Here is a 13814-nt window from a genome sequence, read left to right as displayed (position 1 = left end):
AAGCTAAGCCTCTCAGCGCCGATGGTACTGCAAGGGGGACCTTGTGGGAGAGTAGGACGCCGCCGGACTTCTTTTCAGGAACGATCGAGCCCCTGACCGGGGTGAGCAGGAATGCTCACCCCGGTCAGGGGCTCTTTCGCGTCCCCACACGCATCCTCGACGCATGGGCGTCGCCGCCGGCACCGATCGGCAGGGGAGCGCCACGGTAGGATCGACGGCGTCATGACAGCGCCATTCTCCTCAGCCACCGGTTCCGACGTCCGCGTCCGGTTCTGCCCGTCGCCCACCGGAACGCCGCACGTCGGCCTCGTCCGTACCGCCTTGTTCAACTGGGCGTACGCGCGGCACACGGGCGGCAAGCTCGTGTTCCGCATCGAGGACACCGACGCCGCTCGGGACAGCGAGGAGTCGTACGGTCAGATCATCGAGGCGCTCCGCTGGTTGCGGCTCGACTGGGACGAGGGCGTCGAGGTCGGTGGCCCCCACGGCCCGTACCGGCAGTCGGAGCGTACGGACGTCTACGTCGACGCGATCGCGCGGCTGAAGGACGCCGGCCACGTGTACGAGTCCTTCGTGACGCCCGAGGAGATGGAAGCGCGGAACCGGGCGAACGGGCGGGACCCGAAGCAGGGCTACGACAACCACGAGCGCGACCTCAGCGACGCCGAGCGTCAGGCCTTCCGCGACGAGGGCCGGGAGCCGGCGCTGCGTCTGCGTGTGCCCGACCGTGACTTGGGCTTCCAGGACCTGGTGCGTGGCGACATCACCTTCCCGCAGGGTTCGTTCCCGGACTTCGTCGTGGTCCGGCCGAACGGCAAGCCGCTGTACACGTTCACGAACCCGCTCGACGACGCGCTGATGGGGATCACCCACGTCCTCCGCGGGGAGGACCTGCTCTCCTCGACGCCGCGGCAGATCGCACTGTACGAGGCGCTCCACGAGATCGGGATGGCCGACTTCATCCCGCAGTTCGGGCACCTGCCCTACGTCATGGGGGAGGGCAACAAGAAGCTCTCGAAGCGGGACCCGGAGTCGAACCTGTTCCACCACCGGTCGAACGGGATGGTGCCGGAGGGGCTCGTCAACTACCTCGCGCTGCTCGGCTGGTCGATCGGTCCCGACCGTGACGTGTTCTCGGTCGATGAGATGACCGCTGCGTTCGAGGTCACCGACGTGAACCCGAACCCGGCACGGTTCGACCACAAGAAGGCCGAGTCGATCAACGGCGACCACATCCGTCTGCTCGACGCGGCGGACTTCCGCGAGCGTCTCAAGCCGTACCTGACCGCGTACCTCGACGAGCCGGCGACACCGGAGCAGGAGCGTGTCCTCGCCCTCGCGGCACCGCTCGTGCAGGAGCGCATGCAGCTGCTGAGCGAGGCGCCTGCGATGCTCGGCTTCCTGTTCACGTCGGACGCCGACCTCGTGGTGGAGGACGACGCCCTCGCCTCGCTCAAGGGCGACCCCGTGCCCGTCCTGCAGGCCGGCATCGAGGCGCTCGACGCGCTCGAGAGTTGGGAGACCACGGCGATCGAGCAGGCGCTGCGTGGGGCGTTGATCGACGGACTCGGGCTCAAGCCCCGTGTCGCCTTCGGTCCGCTGCGCGTCGCGGTGTCCGGGCGACGGATCAGCCCGCCGCTCTTCGAGTCGATGGAGATCCTCGGCAAGGCGTCGACGCTCGCGCGACTGCGCTCCCTCGCGGCCCGCTGACGGCCGTGTACGACGTCGTCGTGGTCGGCGCGGGTCCCGCGGGGCTCAGCGCCGCGCTGAACCTGGTGCGGGCCAAGCGGACCGTCCTGCTCGTCGACGCGAACCGGCCCCGGAACGCGGCGACCCTCCGATCGCACGGGTTCATCACACGGGACGGCATCTCGCCCCTCGAGCTCCGGCGGCTCGGTCGCGAGGAGGTCGCCGGGTACCCGGAGGCCACGGTCACGCAGGCCGTCGTCGACTGGCTCTGGCGCGAGGGTGACGTGTGGCGGGTGCACGGCAGCTGGCGGGGGACGGACGTGGACGCCGCTGCGCGGGCGGTCGTCCTCGCCACGGGTCTCCGTGAGGCGTTCCCCGCGCTGCCGTCACTCCGCGCGTTCTACGGCACCGACGTGCACAGCTGTGTGGAGTGCGACGCCTACGGCAAGGCCGGGCAACCGCTGGCCTTCATCTGTGAGACGGACGACGTCGTCGACCGCGCGCTGCTCGTCGGCGCGTGGACGGACGACCTGGTGGTGTACACGAACGGTGTGGCGCCCGTGACCGGCGAGGGTCGCACGCGACTCGAACGCGCGGGCATCCGTGTCGACGACCGACCGCTGGCCGACCTCGAGGGCGACCGCGACGGGATGACGGGTGTGCGGCTCGCGGACGGGCACGTCGAACCGCGCTCGGGCGCCTTCGTCCGCCCGGTGTGGCACGCGGACCTCGACTGGGTCGACGCCGACCTCGACCGGGACGAGCAGGGCCTGGTGCGGGTGGACCGGCTCGGTCGGACCGGCGCACCCGGGCTGTACGCGGTGGGAGACATCACGCCGCCGGGACCGGAACAGCTCATCGTCGCGGCCGGTCACGGGGCGTCGACGGCCGCTGCGGTGCACCGCGACCTGGTGGGTGGTCTCGAAGACCTCCGGGATGCTGTACAGTAGTTGATCGTGCCCCGGACAACGGGGCGCAGGACCGCAGGGTCCGATGGGGTATGGTGTAATTGGCAACACAGCGGTTTCTGGTACCGTCGTTCTTGGTTCGAGTCCAGGTACCCCAGCCAGCAACGTGATCGAAGGCCCCCGGGAAACCGGGGGCCTTCGTCGTTCCCGGGCTCGGCTGCGTGTTCGATGCGCCCGTCCACACCACGACCGGCCCATCATGGGCGGAACAGCACGCGCCACGCCCGGACGCCGACGACGTCGTCGGAGGCGTCCGGCGACCGACCACCGACAGGGGACGTCATGATCATCTTCGGCAGCCGCACCAGGACCGCCCTCGCCGGCGTCCTCTTCTTCGCCTGTGCCCTCTGCGGATCGACCGCCGCACAGCGCCTGCACCGCCTCCGCACCTGGTTCACGCTCTTCTTCGTGCCGGTCTTCCCCTTCGGACACGGCCGCTACGTGCTCCAGTGCTCGTACTGCGGCGGACAGTCCGCCATGCCCCGCGACGGTGCGGAACGCTTCATCGCAGACGCCGAGCACGCCCAGGCTGCACACGCCGCCCAGGAGACCCTGCCGCCGGACGCCCGGTAGGGACCAGGCCGGGCGTCCGCGGAACAACCGGTGACGCGGGGAGCCGGGAGTCCGTCGGCCCGGCGACAGGCCGGACCCTGCGCGTGCAGAGCGGCGTACGCTCGTCGCCATGTTGGTCACGAAGCTCGAGCACGCCTGCCTCGTCGTCGAGGAGGACGGCGCCCGTCTGGTCATCGACCCCGGCGCCTTCACCCGCCCCGTCGAGGTGCCGGGCGTGGTCGCCGTCGTCGTCACCCACGAGCACCCGGACCACGGCACCGCCGAGCAGGTGGCCGGCATCCTCGAGCGCAACCCGGGCATCCCCGTGTTCGGCCCGGCCGGTGTCGCCACGGCGTTGGCCGCGGTCGTCGCCGTGGACGTCGTGACCGCGGGGGAGGCCCGGACCGTCGGGCCGTTCTCCCTCACATTCCACGGGACGCGACACCAGCTCATCCACTCGTCCGTCCCGGTGGTCGACAACACCGGGGTGTTCGTCAACGGGGTGCTGTTCCACCCGGGCGACGCCTACATCGACCCGGGCGTGCCGGTGGAGCTCTTCGCGACGCCCGTCGGCGCACCGTGGCTCAAGATCGGTGAGCTCATGGACCACCTGGCAGCGGTGGCACCGCGACGCGCCGTCCCGATCCACGAGGCCACGCTCTCGGACATCGGGCTCGCCGGGCACACCGACCGGATCCGTCAGGTCGTCGAACCCGCGGGCGAGGTCGTCTCGCTGGCGCCGGGGGAGTCGCTCCGGGTCTGAGGGCGGCCGACGAGCCGGGCGAGGCCGAGTGCGTCCCAGGGGGCGTGCCGTTCCGCGTCGTTGTCGAAGAAGACCCACACGTCACGGCCCGCCTCGTCGTGGCGGCGGACGGTGTTGGCCCAGTCCGCCAGGGCCTCCGGTGGGTAGCCGTCGTGGTACGTGTGCGGCGCTCCGTGCAGACGGAGGTACGCCAGGGGCGCGTCCGTGTCGTGGACGAACCGGGGGAAGTCCCCGGCGTGTGAGTCCACGAGCGCGACCCGGTGCCGGCGGAGCACCGCGAGGTGCTCGGGCGTGACGGCGTCCGGCGACCGGACCTCGAGCGCGTGGTCGATCCGCAGCCTGGCGTGCTCCGTCGTCGTGGCGGGCTCGGCGACCTTGGCGTCGTGCCCGGTGGCGAGCGTGGCGGCGTCACCGTGCGAGCGGGGCAGGGCCGCCAGGAACGCGTCGAGGACCTCCGGCGTGGGCACGACCTGCTCGGGCAGCTGCCAGAGCACCGGACCGAGGGCCGGACCGAGCTCGAGCGGACCGGAGGCGAAGAAGTTCGCCAGCGCGGTGTCCACGTTCCGGAGCCGCAGCATGTGTGTGAGGTAGCGGCCGCCCTTGAGTGCGAACCGGAAGCCCTCCGGGACGGCCGCCCGCCAGGCGCGGTACCGGGACGGACGCTGCAACGAGTAGAAGGAGCCGTTGACCTCGACGGCCGGGAACCGCTCACCGACGTGCTCGAGCCAGCGTCGTTTCGCCAGGCCCTCCGGGTAGAAGTCGCCGCGCCACGAGTCGTACTGCCAGCCGGACAGGCCGATGCGCACCGTCATCGACCCACCGTATGCCCCGGTCGGGCCGGCGACACACCGGGACGGACGGGCTCGTTTTGGCGCTCGCTCACACCCTGTGCCATACTTGTCGAGTTGTCGGAACGGCCCCATCGTACAGTGGCCTAGTACGCCGCCCTCTCACGGCGGTAACGCGGGTTCGAATCCCGCTGGGGTCACCACGAGTGACACACTCCGAACCGACACATCGCCGCGGCCCCATCGTATAGCGGCCTAGTACGCTGCCCTCTCACGGCGGTAACGCGGGTTCGAATCCCGCTGGGGTCACCAGCACGAAGGCCCCCACCCGTCCGGGTGGGGGCCTTCGTCGTCCCGCCCGGCAGCGGGTGCAGCCGGGGTGCGAGTGGGCAGGAGACGACGGATGGACGGACGACCGGCGGGACGGCCGCCGCACCTGCGCGCCGGACTCATCGCGTTGGTCGCCCTCGGTGGAGCACTCGGCACCGCGGTCCGGGCCGTGCTCGCCGCCGTGCTGCCGCCCGTCGACGGCATCAGCTGGACGATCCTCGCGATCAACGTCGCCGGGGCGTTCGGTCTCGGTCTGCTGCTCGAGCACCTCGCACTGTCCGGCCCCGACGTCGGACGTCGGCGGACCGTCCGGCTGTTCGTGGGGACCGGGGTGCTCGGCGGCTTCACGACCTACAGCACGCTGGCGGACGACACCGCTCGGCTCCTCGACGTCGGGCGCTGGGGAGCCGGCGCCGGCTCCGCGCTGCTGACCGTGCTGCTCGGCCTCGCCGCGGTGGTCGCCGGGACCGCCCTCGCCGCGGGGCTCCGGCGGCGTGCCACGGCGTCGGCGGGGCCGGCGCGGTGACGGCCGTGGGACTCCTGCTCGTCGCGGCGGGCGGCGGTGTCGGAGCCGCACTGCGGTTCGTCCTGGACGGACTGGTGAAGGCGCGGGTACGGCGGTTCCCGCTCGGCACGATGGTCGTCAACGTCACCGGGTCGTTCGTCCTCGGACTCGTCACGGGGCTCGGTGGAGCCGGGACGATCGCCGTCCCGATGGTCGCCGTGCTCGGGACGGGCATGATGGGTGGGTACACGACGTTCTCGACGGCGAGCGTCGAGACCGTGCAGCTCCTCCGATCCGGCAAGACCCGGCTCGCCGTCCTCAACGGCCTCGGCATGCTCGTCGTCTCGGTCGGCGCTGCTGCGCTCGGCCTCTGGCTCGGAAGGAACTCATGACCTCGGAACGCCCCGGCGAACTCGTCCTCGTCCGTCACGGAGAGACGGAGTGGTCGAAGAGCGGGCAGCACACCGGCCGCACGGACATCCCCCTCACGGCGAACGGGGAGGCCCAGGCGGAGCGTGCCGCCCGGTACCTCGCCGATCGCGAGTTCGCGTTGGCACTGTCCAGCCCGCTGACACGTGCGCGCGAGACCGCCCGCATCATCGGCGTCGACCCGGAACTCGACGAGGACCTGTACGAGTGGGACTACGGCGCCTACGAGGGCCTCACGACGCCGCAGATCAAGGTGCAGCGGCACGGCCCGTGGGACCTGTGGACCGACGGGGTCCCGGCCGGTGACACCCCCGGCGAGAACGCTGCCGAGGTCCGGGTCCGCGTGGAACGGGTCATCAACCGGGCGCGGCCCGTCCTGGCCGAGGGACACGACGCGATCGTCGTCGCCCACGGCCACGTCCTCCGCGCCCTGGGTGCGGCCTGGATCCGGCTCGCCCCGCAGGACGGTGCCGTGCTCAAGCTCGGGACGGCGACGGTCAGCACCCTCGGCTACGAGCACGGCCGCCCGGTCATCGACGCCTGGAACATCGAGCCGCGCTGAGCACGGCGGACGGCGAGCAGCCGACCGCGCGCAGCGGTCCGCGCTCAGCCGTCCGTGCCGAGGACGACCGCCATGCCGAGGCTCGGCGCCACGTCCTCGAACCCGAGTGACCGGTAGAGGCGCTGCCCGGGCGGGTCCCCGATGAGCGAGACGTAGGCGCCCTCCGGGGCCCGGTCGCGCACGTCCGCGACGAGCCATTCGACGACGGTCCGTCCGAGCCCACGACGCTGGTGCCCGGGGTCGGTGGCGATGTCGACGACGTGGAAGTACCACCCGCCGTCGCCGATGACGCGCCCCATCGCGACCGGTCTCCCGTCCTCGTCGACGACGTGACACGCCGACCACGCGCCGTCGATCGCCGGCGCGCCCTGCTCGGCCGTCACCGGTGTCAAGCCGGAGTCGCGTCGGAGGCGCAGGTAGTCCTCGAGCGGCGGCGCGGTGGGCAGCAGCGTGTAGGTCCCGGGCGTGGCGGTGTCGTCCATGCGCCCATCGTGCCGCACGCGCCGGACGTCCGGACCTGCCCTGCGCCGCTCGGGAGGCCCGGTACGGGTCCGTCGGACGGCCGCGGTCCGTCAGACGGTCCGGATGCTGCTGGTCGCGCCGAGTGGACGACCGCGCCGCCGTTCGACCGCGCGCCCGACGGCGAGGAGCACGAGGCTCACCAGGGCGCCGAGGAGCGTCTGGCCGATCCGGTCGAGTGCGAGGAGCGTCGGCGCTTCGGGCACGCTGAGCCACGAGACCGCGAGGGCGAGCGGGGTGAGGAACAGCAGGCAGACGGCGTAGTTCCGGGCGACGAAGACCTCGGCCCCGAACTGTCCGACGACCGCGATCACGACGATCCACCAGGCCGAGGGCTCGAGCAGCAGGATCCCGACCGCGATCACCGTGCCGCCGACCGTGCCCACGACGCGCTGGACCGCGCGCGAGACGGTGTGCCGCTGCCGGAGCGCGGGCAGCGTCGACACGACGGCGATGACCGCCCAGTACGGGTGCCCGAGGCCGGGCAGCGCCTCGGCGAGGGCACCGGCACCGAGTGCGCCGACGACGTTGAGCGCGACCGTCTCCCAGAGGGCCGACGTCCGGAGGACCGCGAGGGAACGGTGCTTGCGGTCCGCGAGCGGGCGGAAGCGGTGCGGCACGTGCGGGTGCAGGACCAGCCGGAACGCGGCGCCGGACATCGCGACGAGCCATGCCCAGGCCACCGCGCAGAGGATGATCGTCGCCACGAGCGGCAGGTCGGACGGACGCACGGGCACGAGCGCGGACACCACGAAGGCGAACACCGGGAAGATCGGCTGTGCCGGGATCGCCCGGAGTGCCGTCAGCGTGCCGACCGCGCCGACGATGACGACGACGAGCCCGACTCCCTGCAGCCAGAGCGGTGCGCCGAGGAGGGCGACGGCGATCCCCGCCGCCATGCACACGACCTGCATCGCGCCGGCGACCCCGGTCGTCACGGCGCGCTGTCGGTAGGGCTCGGTCGCGCCGAAGATCGCCGTGAACCCGGCGAACACCGCGAAGGCCGCGTACTGCGGCAGGCCGAGCGCGATGAGGAGTGCCAGCGGCACCCCACCGGCGATCGCGGCGCGGGCCGCGCCCTCGAGGTTGGTGGTGCGGGTCGAGTGCGCGGGCGTCGTCATGTCCCCGCCATCTTCTCACCGCGACGGGTGTCGGGGACCGCGGGGCGGGCATCCCGGGCGTCGTCGCGATTGGTATACCAAGCTGCTACCATGCTCGGACGACGCCGTGACAGCGGAGTCGGAACGCGGATGAGGAGGCACGGGCATGGGCAGGACGCTCGCCGAGAAGGTGTGGGACGACCACGTCGTCGTCAAGGGTGAGGACGGCAACCCGGACCTCCTCTACATCGACCTCCACCTGGTGCACGAGGTGACGAGCCCGCAGGCCTTCGACGGCCTGCGGCAGGCCGGTCGTCCGGTGCGACGCCTGGACCTCACCATCGCCACCGAGGACCACAACACGCCGACGCTCGCCATCGACCGGCCGATCGCGGACCCGACCAGCCGCACGCAGATCGAGACGCTCCGCCGCAACTGCGAGGAGTTCGGCGTCCGCCTGCACTCGCTGGGCGACAAGGAACAGGGGATCGTGCACGTGGTCGGTCCGCAGCTCGGACTGACCATGCCCGGCATCACGGTCGTCTGCGGGGACTCGCACACCTCGACGCACGGGGCCTTCGGCGCCATGGCGTTCGGCATCGGCACGAGCGAGGTCGAGCACGTCCTCGCCACGCAGACGCTGCCGCTCAAGCCCTTCAAGACGATGGCGGTGACCGTCGAGGGCACGCTGCGCCCGGGCGTCACGGCCAAGGACATCATCCTGGCGGTCATCGCGCAGATCGGCACCGGCGGCGGACAGGGCTACGTGCTCGAGTACCGCGGCTCCGCGATCCGGGCGCTCTCCATGGAGGGCCGCATGACGATCTGCAACATGTCGATCGAGGCCGGTGCCCGTGCGGGCATGGTCGCCCCCGACCAGACCACGTACGACTACGTCCAGGGCCGCGACCACGCCCCGACGGGCGCCGACTGGGACGAGGCCGTCGCGTACTGGGACACCCTGGCGACCGACGACGACGCCGTGTTCGACGCCGAGGTCTTCATCGACGCGGACACCCTCGAGCCATTCGTCACCTGGGGGACGAACCCCGGTCAGGGCGTCTCGCTGTCCGACTCGGTCCCGTCGCCGTCCGACTTCACCGACCCGAACGACCAGGCCGCGGCCTCCCGAGCCCTCGAGTACATGGACATCGCCGCCGGGACGCCGATGAAGGACATCGCCGTCGACGCCGTGTTCATGGGCTCGTGCACCAACTCCCGCATCGAGGACCTGCGCGCCTTCGCGTCGGTCATCCGCGGGCGTCAGAAGGCGCCGGGCGTGCGGGTGATGGTCGTGCCGGGGTCCGCCCGGGTGCGCCTGGAGGCCGAGGCCGAGGGCCTGGACCAGGTGTTCACCGAGTTCGGTGCGGAGTGGCGCTTCGCCGGCTGCTCGATGTGCCTCGGCATGAACCCGGACCAGCTCGCGCCGGGGGAGCGCTGTGCCTCGACCTCGAACCGCAACTTCGAGGGGCGGCAGGGCAAGGGCGGCCGGACCCACCTGGTCTCGCCGCTCGTGGCCGCGGCGACCGCTGTCCGCGGAACGCTGTCGAGCCCGTGGGACCTGGAAGAGGACGACGCCCGCCTGGCCGTGCCGGCGACGGCTGGAGGGAACAACTGATGGAGAAGATCGGCACCGTCACCGGGATCGCGGCACCGCTGAAGCGGTCGAACGTCGACACCGACCAGATCATCCCCGCGGTCTACCTCAAGCGGGTCACGAAGACCGGGTTCGAGGACGCGCTGTTCTCCGGTTGGCGCCAGGACCCCGACTTCGTGCTCAACCAGCCCGCCTACCAGGGCGCGAAGGTCCTGGTCGCCGGCCCGGACTTCGGCACCGGGTCCTCCCGCGAGCACGCGGTGTGGGCGCTGCGCGACTTCGGGTTCCGCGTGGTCGTCTCACCCCGTTTCGCGGACATCTTCAAGGGCAACGCCGGCAAGCAGGGCCTGGTCACCGCGATGGTGTCCGAGCCCGAGATCGAGCGGATGTGGGCGGCGATCGAGGCCCAGCCCGGGATCGAGGCGACCGTCGACCTGGCGACACAGCGCGTGTCGATCGGCGACATGGACGTGGCTTTCGAGATCGACGCTTACACTCGTTGGCGGTTGATGGAAGGGCTCGACGACATCGGGCTCACCCTCCGTGACGAGACCTCGATCACGGAGTTCGAATCCCGCCGCTCCCGTTGGCGGCCGAAGACATTGCCGGTGAAGTAGTGAACTCTCTCGTACAGGACGCAGCAGCTGCAGGGGCGCGCGTCGGGTTGAAGTCGGACGAGATCGTCATCCGGGGCGGCAAGCCGCTCGTGGGACGCATCGAGGTCCGCGGTGCGAAGAACCTGGCGACCAAGGCCATGGTCGCTGCGCTCCTCGGCGACACCCCGTCGATCCTCAAGGACGTCCCGGACATCTCCGACGTCAAGGTCGTGCGCGGCCTGCTCGAGGTGCACGGTGTCCGCGTGACGGACCCCGCCCGTGGCGAGCTCATCCTCGACCCCTCGCGCGTCGAGTCGGCGCACTTCGCCGAGATCGACGCACACGCCGGCTCGAGCCGGATCCCGATCCTGTTCTGCGGTCCGCTGCTGCACAAGCTCGGCGAGGCGTTCATCCCCGACCTCGGTGGCTGCCGCATCGGCGACCGCCCGATCGACTTCCACCTCGACGCGCTGCGCGCCATGGGCGCCGTCGTCGACAAGCAGGTCTCGGGCATCCACATCACGGCCCCGAACGGCCTCAAGGGCGCGAACATCGAGCTCCCCTACCCGAGCGTCGGCGCGACCGAGCAGGTACTGCTCTCCTCCGTCCTCGCCGAGGGCACCACGGAGCTGCGGAACGCCGCGATCGAGCCCGAGATCATGGACCTCATCGCGATCCTGCAGAAGATGGGCGCGATCGTCACGGTCGAACCGAGCCGCACGATCTTCATCGAGGGCGTCAAGTCGCTCCGCGGGTACACGCACCGTGCGATCAACGACCGAAACGAGGCCGCGAGCTGGGCCTCCGCCGCGCTGGCGACCAACGGCGACATCTTCGTCGAGGGCGCCAAGCAGCAGGAGCTCATGACGTTCCTCAACGTCTTCCGGAAGGTCGGCGGCGGGTTCGACATCCAGGAGGACGGCATCCGGTTCTACCGCGAGCTCGACGTCCTCAAGCCCGTCGTCATCGAGACCGACGTGCACCCCGGGTTCATGACCGACTGGCAGCAGCCCCTCGTCGTCGCGCTCACGCAGGCCGAGGGCCAGAGCGTCGTGCACGAGACCGTCTACGAGAACCGCTTCGGCTTCACCGACGCGCTCAACGAGATGGGTGCCGACATCGTCGTGCACAAGGAGGGCCTGCCCGGCCACGACCGTCGCGTCGCCCGTCGTCCCTTCGAGCAGGCCGCGGTCATCACCGGCCCGACGAAGCTGCACGGTGCGAACGTCCGCGTCCCGGACCTCCGCGGCGGCTTCAGCCACCTCATCGCGGCGCTGACCGCGGAGGGCGAGTCGCACATCACGAACGTCGGCATCATCAGCCGCGGGTACGAGCACTTCATCCCGAAGCTCCGCAAGCTCGGCGCGGACTTCGACTTCGCCGGCTGACGTGGCGGAGCAGCACGACCACGGCGGCACCGGTGACGGTGCCGCCGTGGCACGACCGACGACCGGGCCCGACGCGCTGGAACTGCCGCAGGTGGGACACCCCGGAGAGGTCCGCACGGGCCTCCCGGTCCCCGGTCGGCGATGGCGACGCGGCGAGCTGAACCGGGCCTTCCGGATCACCGGGTCCGTCGTGATCCCGACCATCCGGTTCGCCTCCGGCTACCGCTGGCACGGCCCGAACCGGTTGCCGGAGGAGGGGGCGTTCGTCCTCGCCCCGAACCACTACACGAACATCGACCCGCTCGTCGTCGGGACGACCGTGTGGCTGCACCGTCGATCGCCGCGGTTCCTCGCGAAGGCGTCGCTGTTCCGCGTGCCGGTGTTCGGCAAGCTCATGAGCGGTATGGGGCAGATCCCCGTCGAGCGCAACGGCCGGACCCGCCTGAACGACCCGCTGAAGGGCGGCAAGGGACTCGTGTCGAACGGCGGCGCAGTCATCGTCTACCCCGAGGGCACGCTCACCCGTGACCCGGACCTGTGGCCGATGCGCGGCAAGACCGGGGCGGCGCGGATCGCCCTCGAGAACGACGTCCCGCTCATCCCGATGGCCCACTGGGGCACGCAGCGGATCATGGCGCGGTACGGCAAGAAGCTCCGCCTGTTCCCGCCGGCGAAGGTCGACATCGTCTACGGCGAGCCGCTCGACCTGTCGCGGTGGCGTGGGAAGCCGGTCGACCAGCAAGCCCTCACCGAGGTGACCGCGCTGCTCATGGAGCGCATCACCGCGCTGCTCGAGGGCCTCCGCGGTGAGCAGGCGCCCGCCGAGCGCTGGGACCCGACCGCGAACAAGCAGAAGGAGACCGGCAAGTTTGAGTGACGCAGCCGACCGGACCAGCGCGCCCGGCCTCCGCCCGCACGACGACCACCCGGACCCCTCCGTCGCAGCCCGCGGCGCCGTGGACACCGCCGCGATCCGCGTCGTCATGCAGTCGACCGACAAGCCACGGGTCGCCGTGATCGGTGCCGGCAGCTGGGGGACCACGTTCGCCAAGGTGCTCGCCGAGGGCGGGGCCGAGACCGTGCTGTGGGCCCGGCGTCCCGAGGTCGCGCGGGAGATCACCGAGACGAAGCGGAACTCGGAGTACCTGCCCGGCATCAACCTGCCGCGGACCCTCACCGCGTCGACGTCGCTGGCAGCGGTGCTGGCCGGTGCCGAGCAGGTCTACGTGTCGGTGCCGTCGCAGACGCTGCGCTCGAACCTCGCCGCCATCCGCGAACTCCTGCCAGCGGATGTGCCCGTTGTGAGCCTCATGAAGGGCGTGGAGAAAGCGACCGGCCTGCGGATGAGCGAGGTGCTCCTCGACGGCCTCGGCATCGACCAGGACCGCATCGCCGTCGCGAGCGGACCGAACCTGGCGCTCGAGATCGCCCGCCGGCAGCCCACCGCGGCCGTCGTGTCGTCGTCCAGTGCGGACACCGCGACCGCCGTGGCAGCCGTGGCGACGAACCCGTACTTCCGCTCCTTCATCAACACCGACGTGATCGGCACCGAGTTCGGTGGGGTCCTCAAGAACCTCATCGCGGTGGCGATCGGCATCGTCGACGGTGTCGGGTACGGCGAGAACACCAAGGCGTCGATCATCACCCGCGGCCTCGCCGAGATGACCGAGTTCGCGGTGTCGCTCGGCGCGCAGCCGTCGACGCTGTCCGGTCTCGCGGGCCTCGGCGACCTCATCGCCACCTGCCAGTCGCCGCTGTCGCGCAACAACACCGCCGGGCGCCTGCTCGGGCAGGGGTACCGGTTCGACGAGGTCGTGCGGCAGATGAACCAGACCGCGGAGGGCCTGGCCTCGGTCGCGCCCATCCTCGAGCTGGCCCGGGCGAACGGCGTCGACATGCCCATCGTCGGACAGGTGGGCGAGGTCCTCGCCGGTAGGCTCGATCCGCGCAACATCGCGCCGCACCTCACGGAGACCGACGAGCCCCAGGGCGAGTGACCGGTCCCGGTACCCACCGCTTGGAGCGTCC

15 protein-coding genes and 3 tRNA genes are annotated in these 13814 nt (G+C 71.3%); 15 read left to right on the top strand and 3 right to left on the bottom strand.

Annotated elements, in window-relative coordinates; translation table 11 throughout:
- Positions 1-222: 222 nt before the first annotated feature.
- The 5 genes from gltX to DEI84_RS11740 all read left to right on the top strand — a co-directional run bounded on the left by gltX (position 223) and on the right by DEI84_RS11740 (position 3972).
- Positions 223-1710, top strand: a complete 1488-nt coding sequence (gene gltX, locus DEI84_RS11760) for a glutamate--tRNA ligase (RefSeq protein WP_110890953.1) — start codon at positions 223-225, stop codon at positions 1708-1710.
- Between the two features lie 5 nt (positions 1711-1715).
- Positions 1716-2639, top strand: a complete 924-nt coding sequence (locus tag DEI84_RS11755) for an NAD(P)/FAD-dependent oxidoreductase (RefSeq protein WP_375537653.1) — start codon at positions 1716-1718, stop codon at positions 2637-2639.
- A 44-nt stretch (positions 2640-2683) separates the two neighbouring features.
- A tRNA-Gln gene (locus DEI84_RS11750) sits at positions 2684-2758 on the top strand.
- 181 nt (positions 2759-2939) lie between these two features.
- On the top strand, positions 2940-3230 hold the full coding sequence (locus tag DEI84_RS11745; RefSeq protein WP_110901507.1) for a zinc ribbon domain-containing protein: 291 nt from the start codon (positions 2940-2942) through the stop codon (positions 3228-3230).
- A 109-nt stretch (positions 3231-3339) separates the two neighbouring features.
- Positions 3340-3972, top strand: a complete 633-nt coding sequence (locus DEI84_RS11740; RefSeq protein ID WP_110890951.1) for an MBL fold metallo-hydrolase — start codon at positions 3340-3342, stop codon at positions 3970-3972.
- Here the strand turns inward: DEI84_RS11740 and DEI84_RS11735 are convergent.
- Entirely contained in the window at positions 3909-4784 is an 876-nt protein-coding gene (locus DEI84_RS11735; RefSeq protein ID WP_110890950.1) for a DUF72 domain-containing protein, read from the bottom strand. The two genes, DEI84_RS11740 and DEI84_RS11735, sit on opposite strands and share 64 nt — an antisense overlap.
- 103 nt (positions 4785-4887) lie before the next feature.
- Here DEI84_RS11735 and DEI84_RS11730 point away from each other — a divergent pair.
- The 5 genes from DEI84_RS11730 (at position 4888) to DEI84_RS11710 (ending at position 6586) form a co-directional block, all read left to right on the top strand.
- Positions 4888-4963: transfer RNA gene (locus DEI84_RS11730), tRNA-Glu, on the top strand.
- A 33-nt stretch (positions 4964-4996) separates the two neighbouring features.
- Positions 4997-5072 (top strand) — tRNA-Glu (locus tag DEI84_RS11725).
- 91 nt (positions 5073-5163) lie between these two features.
- Positions 5164-5616 (top strand): CrcB family protein, encoded by a 453-nt coding sequence (locus tag DEI84_RS11720; protein ID WP_110890949.1) that lies wholly within the window; start codon positions 5164-5166, stop codon positions 5614-5616.
- The gene (gene crcB, locus DEI84_RS11715; protein WP_110890948.1) at positions 5613-5987 is read left to right on the top strand and encodes a fluoride efflux transporter CrcB; all 375 of its coding nucleotides are present in this window, start codon (positions 5613-5615) and stop codon (positions 5985-5987) included. The genes DEI84_RS11720 and crcB overlap by 4 nt, the downstream gene beginning before the upstream one ends.
- Positions 5984-6586, top strand: a complete 603-nt coding sequence (locus tag DEI84_RS11710) for a histidine phosphatase family protein (RefSeq protein ID WP_110826124.1) — start codon at positions 5984-5986, stop codon at positions 6584-6586. Before crcB ends, DEI84_RS11710 begins: the two co-directional genes overlap by 4 nt.
- 44 nt (positions 6587-6630) lie before the next feature.
- Here DEI84_RS11710 and DEI84_RS11705 read toward each other — a convergent pair whose 3' ends face one another.
- Positions 6631-7068 carry a GNAT family N-acetyltransferase gene (locus DEI84_RS11705; protein WP_110890947.1) on the bottom strand — a complete coding sequence of 146 codons (438 nt, stop codon included), beginning with the start codon at positions 7066-7068 and terminating at the stop codon, positions 6631-6633.
- A gap of 90 nt (positions 7069-7158) precedes the next feature.
- Positions 7159-8226 carry an FUSC family protein gene (locus DEI84_RS11700; RefSeq protein ID WP_110890946.1) on the bottom strand — a complete coding sequence of 356 codons (1068 nt, stop codon included), beginning with the start codon at positions 8224-8226 and terminating at the stop codon, positions 7159-7161.
- Positions 8227-8371: 145 nt separating this feature from the next.
- Here DEI84_RS11700 and leuC point away from each other — a divergent pair, with 145 nt between their 5' ends.
- The 5 genes from leuC to DEI84_RS11675 all read left to right on the top strand — a co-directional run bounded on the left by leuC (position 8372) and on the right by DEI84_RS11675 (position 13783).
- On the top strand, positions 8372-9823 hold the full coding sequence (leuC, locus tag DEI84_RS11695; RefSeq protein ID WP_110890945.1) for a 3-isopropylmalate dehydratase large subunit: 1452 nt from the start codon (positions 8372-8374) through the stop codon (positions 9821-9823).
- Complete coding sequence (gene leuD / locus DEI84_RS11690) at positions 9823-10419, top strand: 3-isopropylmalate dehydratase small subunit (RefSeq protein WP_110826128.1); 597 nt, start codon at positions 9823-9825, stop codon at positions 10417-10419. The genes leuC and leuD overlap by 1 nt, the downstream gene beginning before the upstream one ends.
- Entirely contained in the window at positions 10419-11786 is a 1368-nt protein-coding gene (murA, locus tag DEI84_RS11685; protein WP_110826129.1) for a UDP-N-acetylglucosamine 1-carboxyvinyltransferase, read from the top strand. Before leuD ends, murA begins: the two co-directional genes overlap by 1 nt.
- 46 nt (positions 11787-11832) lie before the next feature.
- Positions 11833-12663, top strand: coding sequence for a 1-acyl-sn-glycerol-3-phosphate acyltransferase (locus DEI84_RS11680; RefSeq protein WP_258367625.1), 831 nt, complete (start codon positions 11833-11835; stop codon positions 12661-12663).
- A gap of 106 nt (positions 12664-12769) precedes the next feature.
- A complete protein-coding gene (locus DEI84_RS11675; RefSeq protein WP_110890960.1) occupies positions 12770-13783 on the top strand; it encodes an NAD(P)H-dependent glycerol-3-phosphate dehydrogenase in 1014 nt (337 codons plus the stop codon).
- Positions 13784-13814: the final 31 nt, after the last annotated feature.

It is taken from the genome of Curtobacterium sp. MCBD17_023, assembly GCF_003224415.1.
Lineage (GTDB): Bacteria > Actinomycetota > Actinomycetes > Actinomycetales > Microbacteriaceae > Curtobacterium.
Note: the sequence above shows the minus strand (reverse complement) of the source record. Positions and strands in the feature narration are given on the sequence as shown.

Excerpts from the sequence above, each read along its gene's own strand:
- gltX (WP_110890953.1), top strand. The coding sequence starts at position 223 with ATGACAGCGCCATTCTCCTCAGCCACCGGTTCCGACGTCCGCGTCCGG.
- DEI84_RS11745 (WP_110901507.1), top strand. The coding sequence starts at position 2,940 with ATGATCATCTTCGGCAGCCGCACCAGGACCGCCCTCGCCGGCGTCCTC.
- DEI84_RS11740 (WP_110890951.1), top strand. The coding sequence starts at position 3,340 with ATGTTGGTCACGAAGCTCGAGCACGCCTGCCTCGTCGTCGAGGAGGAC.
- DEI84_RS11735 (WP_110890950.1), bottom strand. The coding sequence starts at position 4,784 with ATGACGGTGCGCATCGGCCTGTCCGGCTGGCAGTACGACTCGTGGCGC.
- DEI84_RS11720 (WP_110890949.1), top strand. The coding sequence starts at position 5,164 with ATGGACGGACGACCGGCGGGACGGCCGCCGCACCTGCGCGCCGGACTC.
- DEI84_RS11710 (WP_110826124.1), top strand. The coding sequence starts at position 5,984 with ATGACCTCGGAACGCCCCGGCGAACTCGTCCTCGTCCGTCACGGAGAG.
- DEI84_RS11705 (WP_110890947.1), bottom strand. The coding sequence starts at position 7,068 with ATGGACGACACCGCCACGCCCGGGACCTACACGCTGCTGCCCACCGCG.
- DEI84_RS11700 (WP_110890946.1), bottom strand. The coding sequence starts at position 8,226 with ATGACGACGCCCGCGCACTCGACCCGCACCACCAACCTCGAGGGCGCG.
- leuC (WP_110890945.1), top strand. The coding sequence starts at position 8,372 with ATGGGCAGGACGCTCGCCGAGAAGGTGTGGGACGACCACGTCGTCGTC.
- leuD (WP_110826128.1), top strand. The coding sequence starts at position 9,823 with ATGGAGAAGATCGGCACCGTCACCGGGATCGCGGCACCGCTGAAGCGG.
- DEI84_RS11675 (WP_110890960.1), top strand. The coding sequence starts at position 12,770 with ATGCAGTCGACCGACAAGCCACGGGTCGCCGTGATCGGTGCCGGCAGC.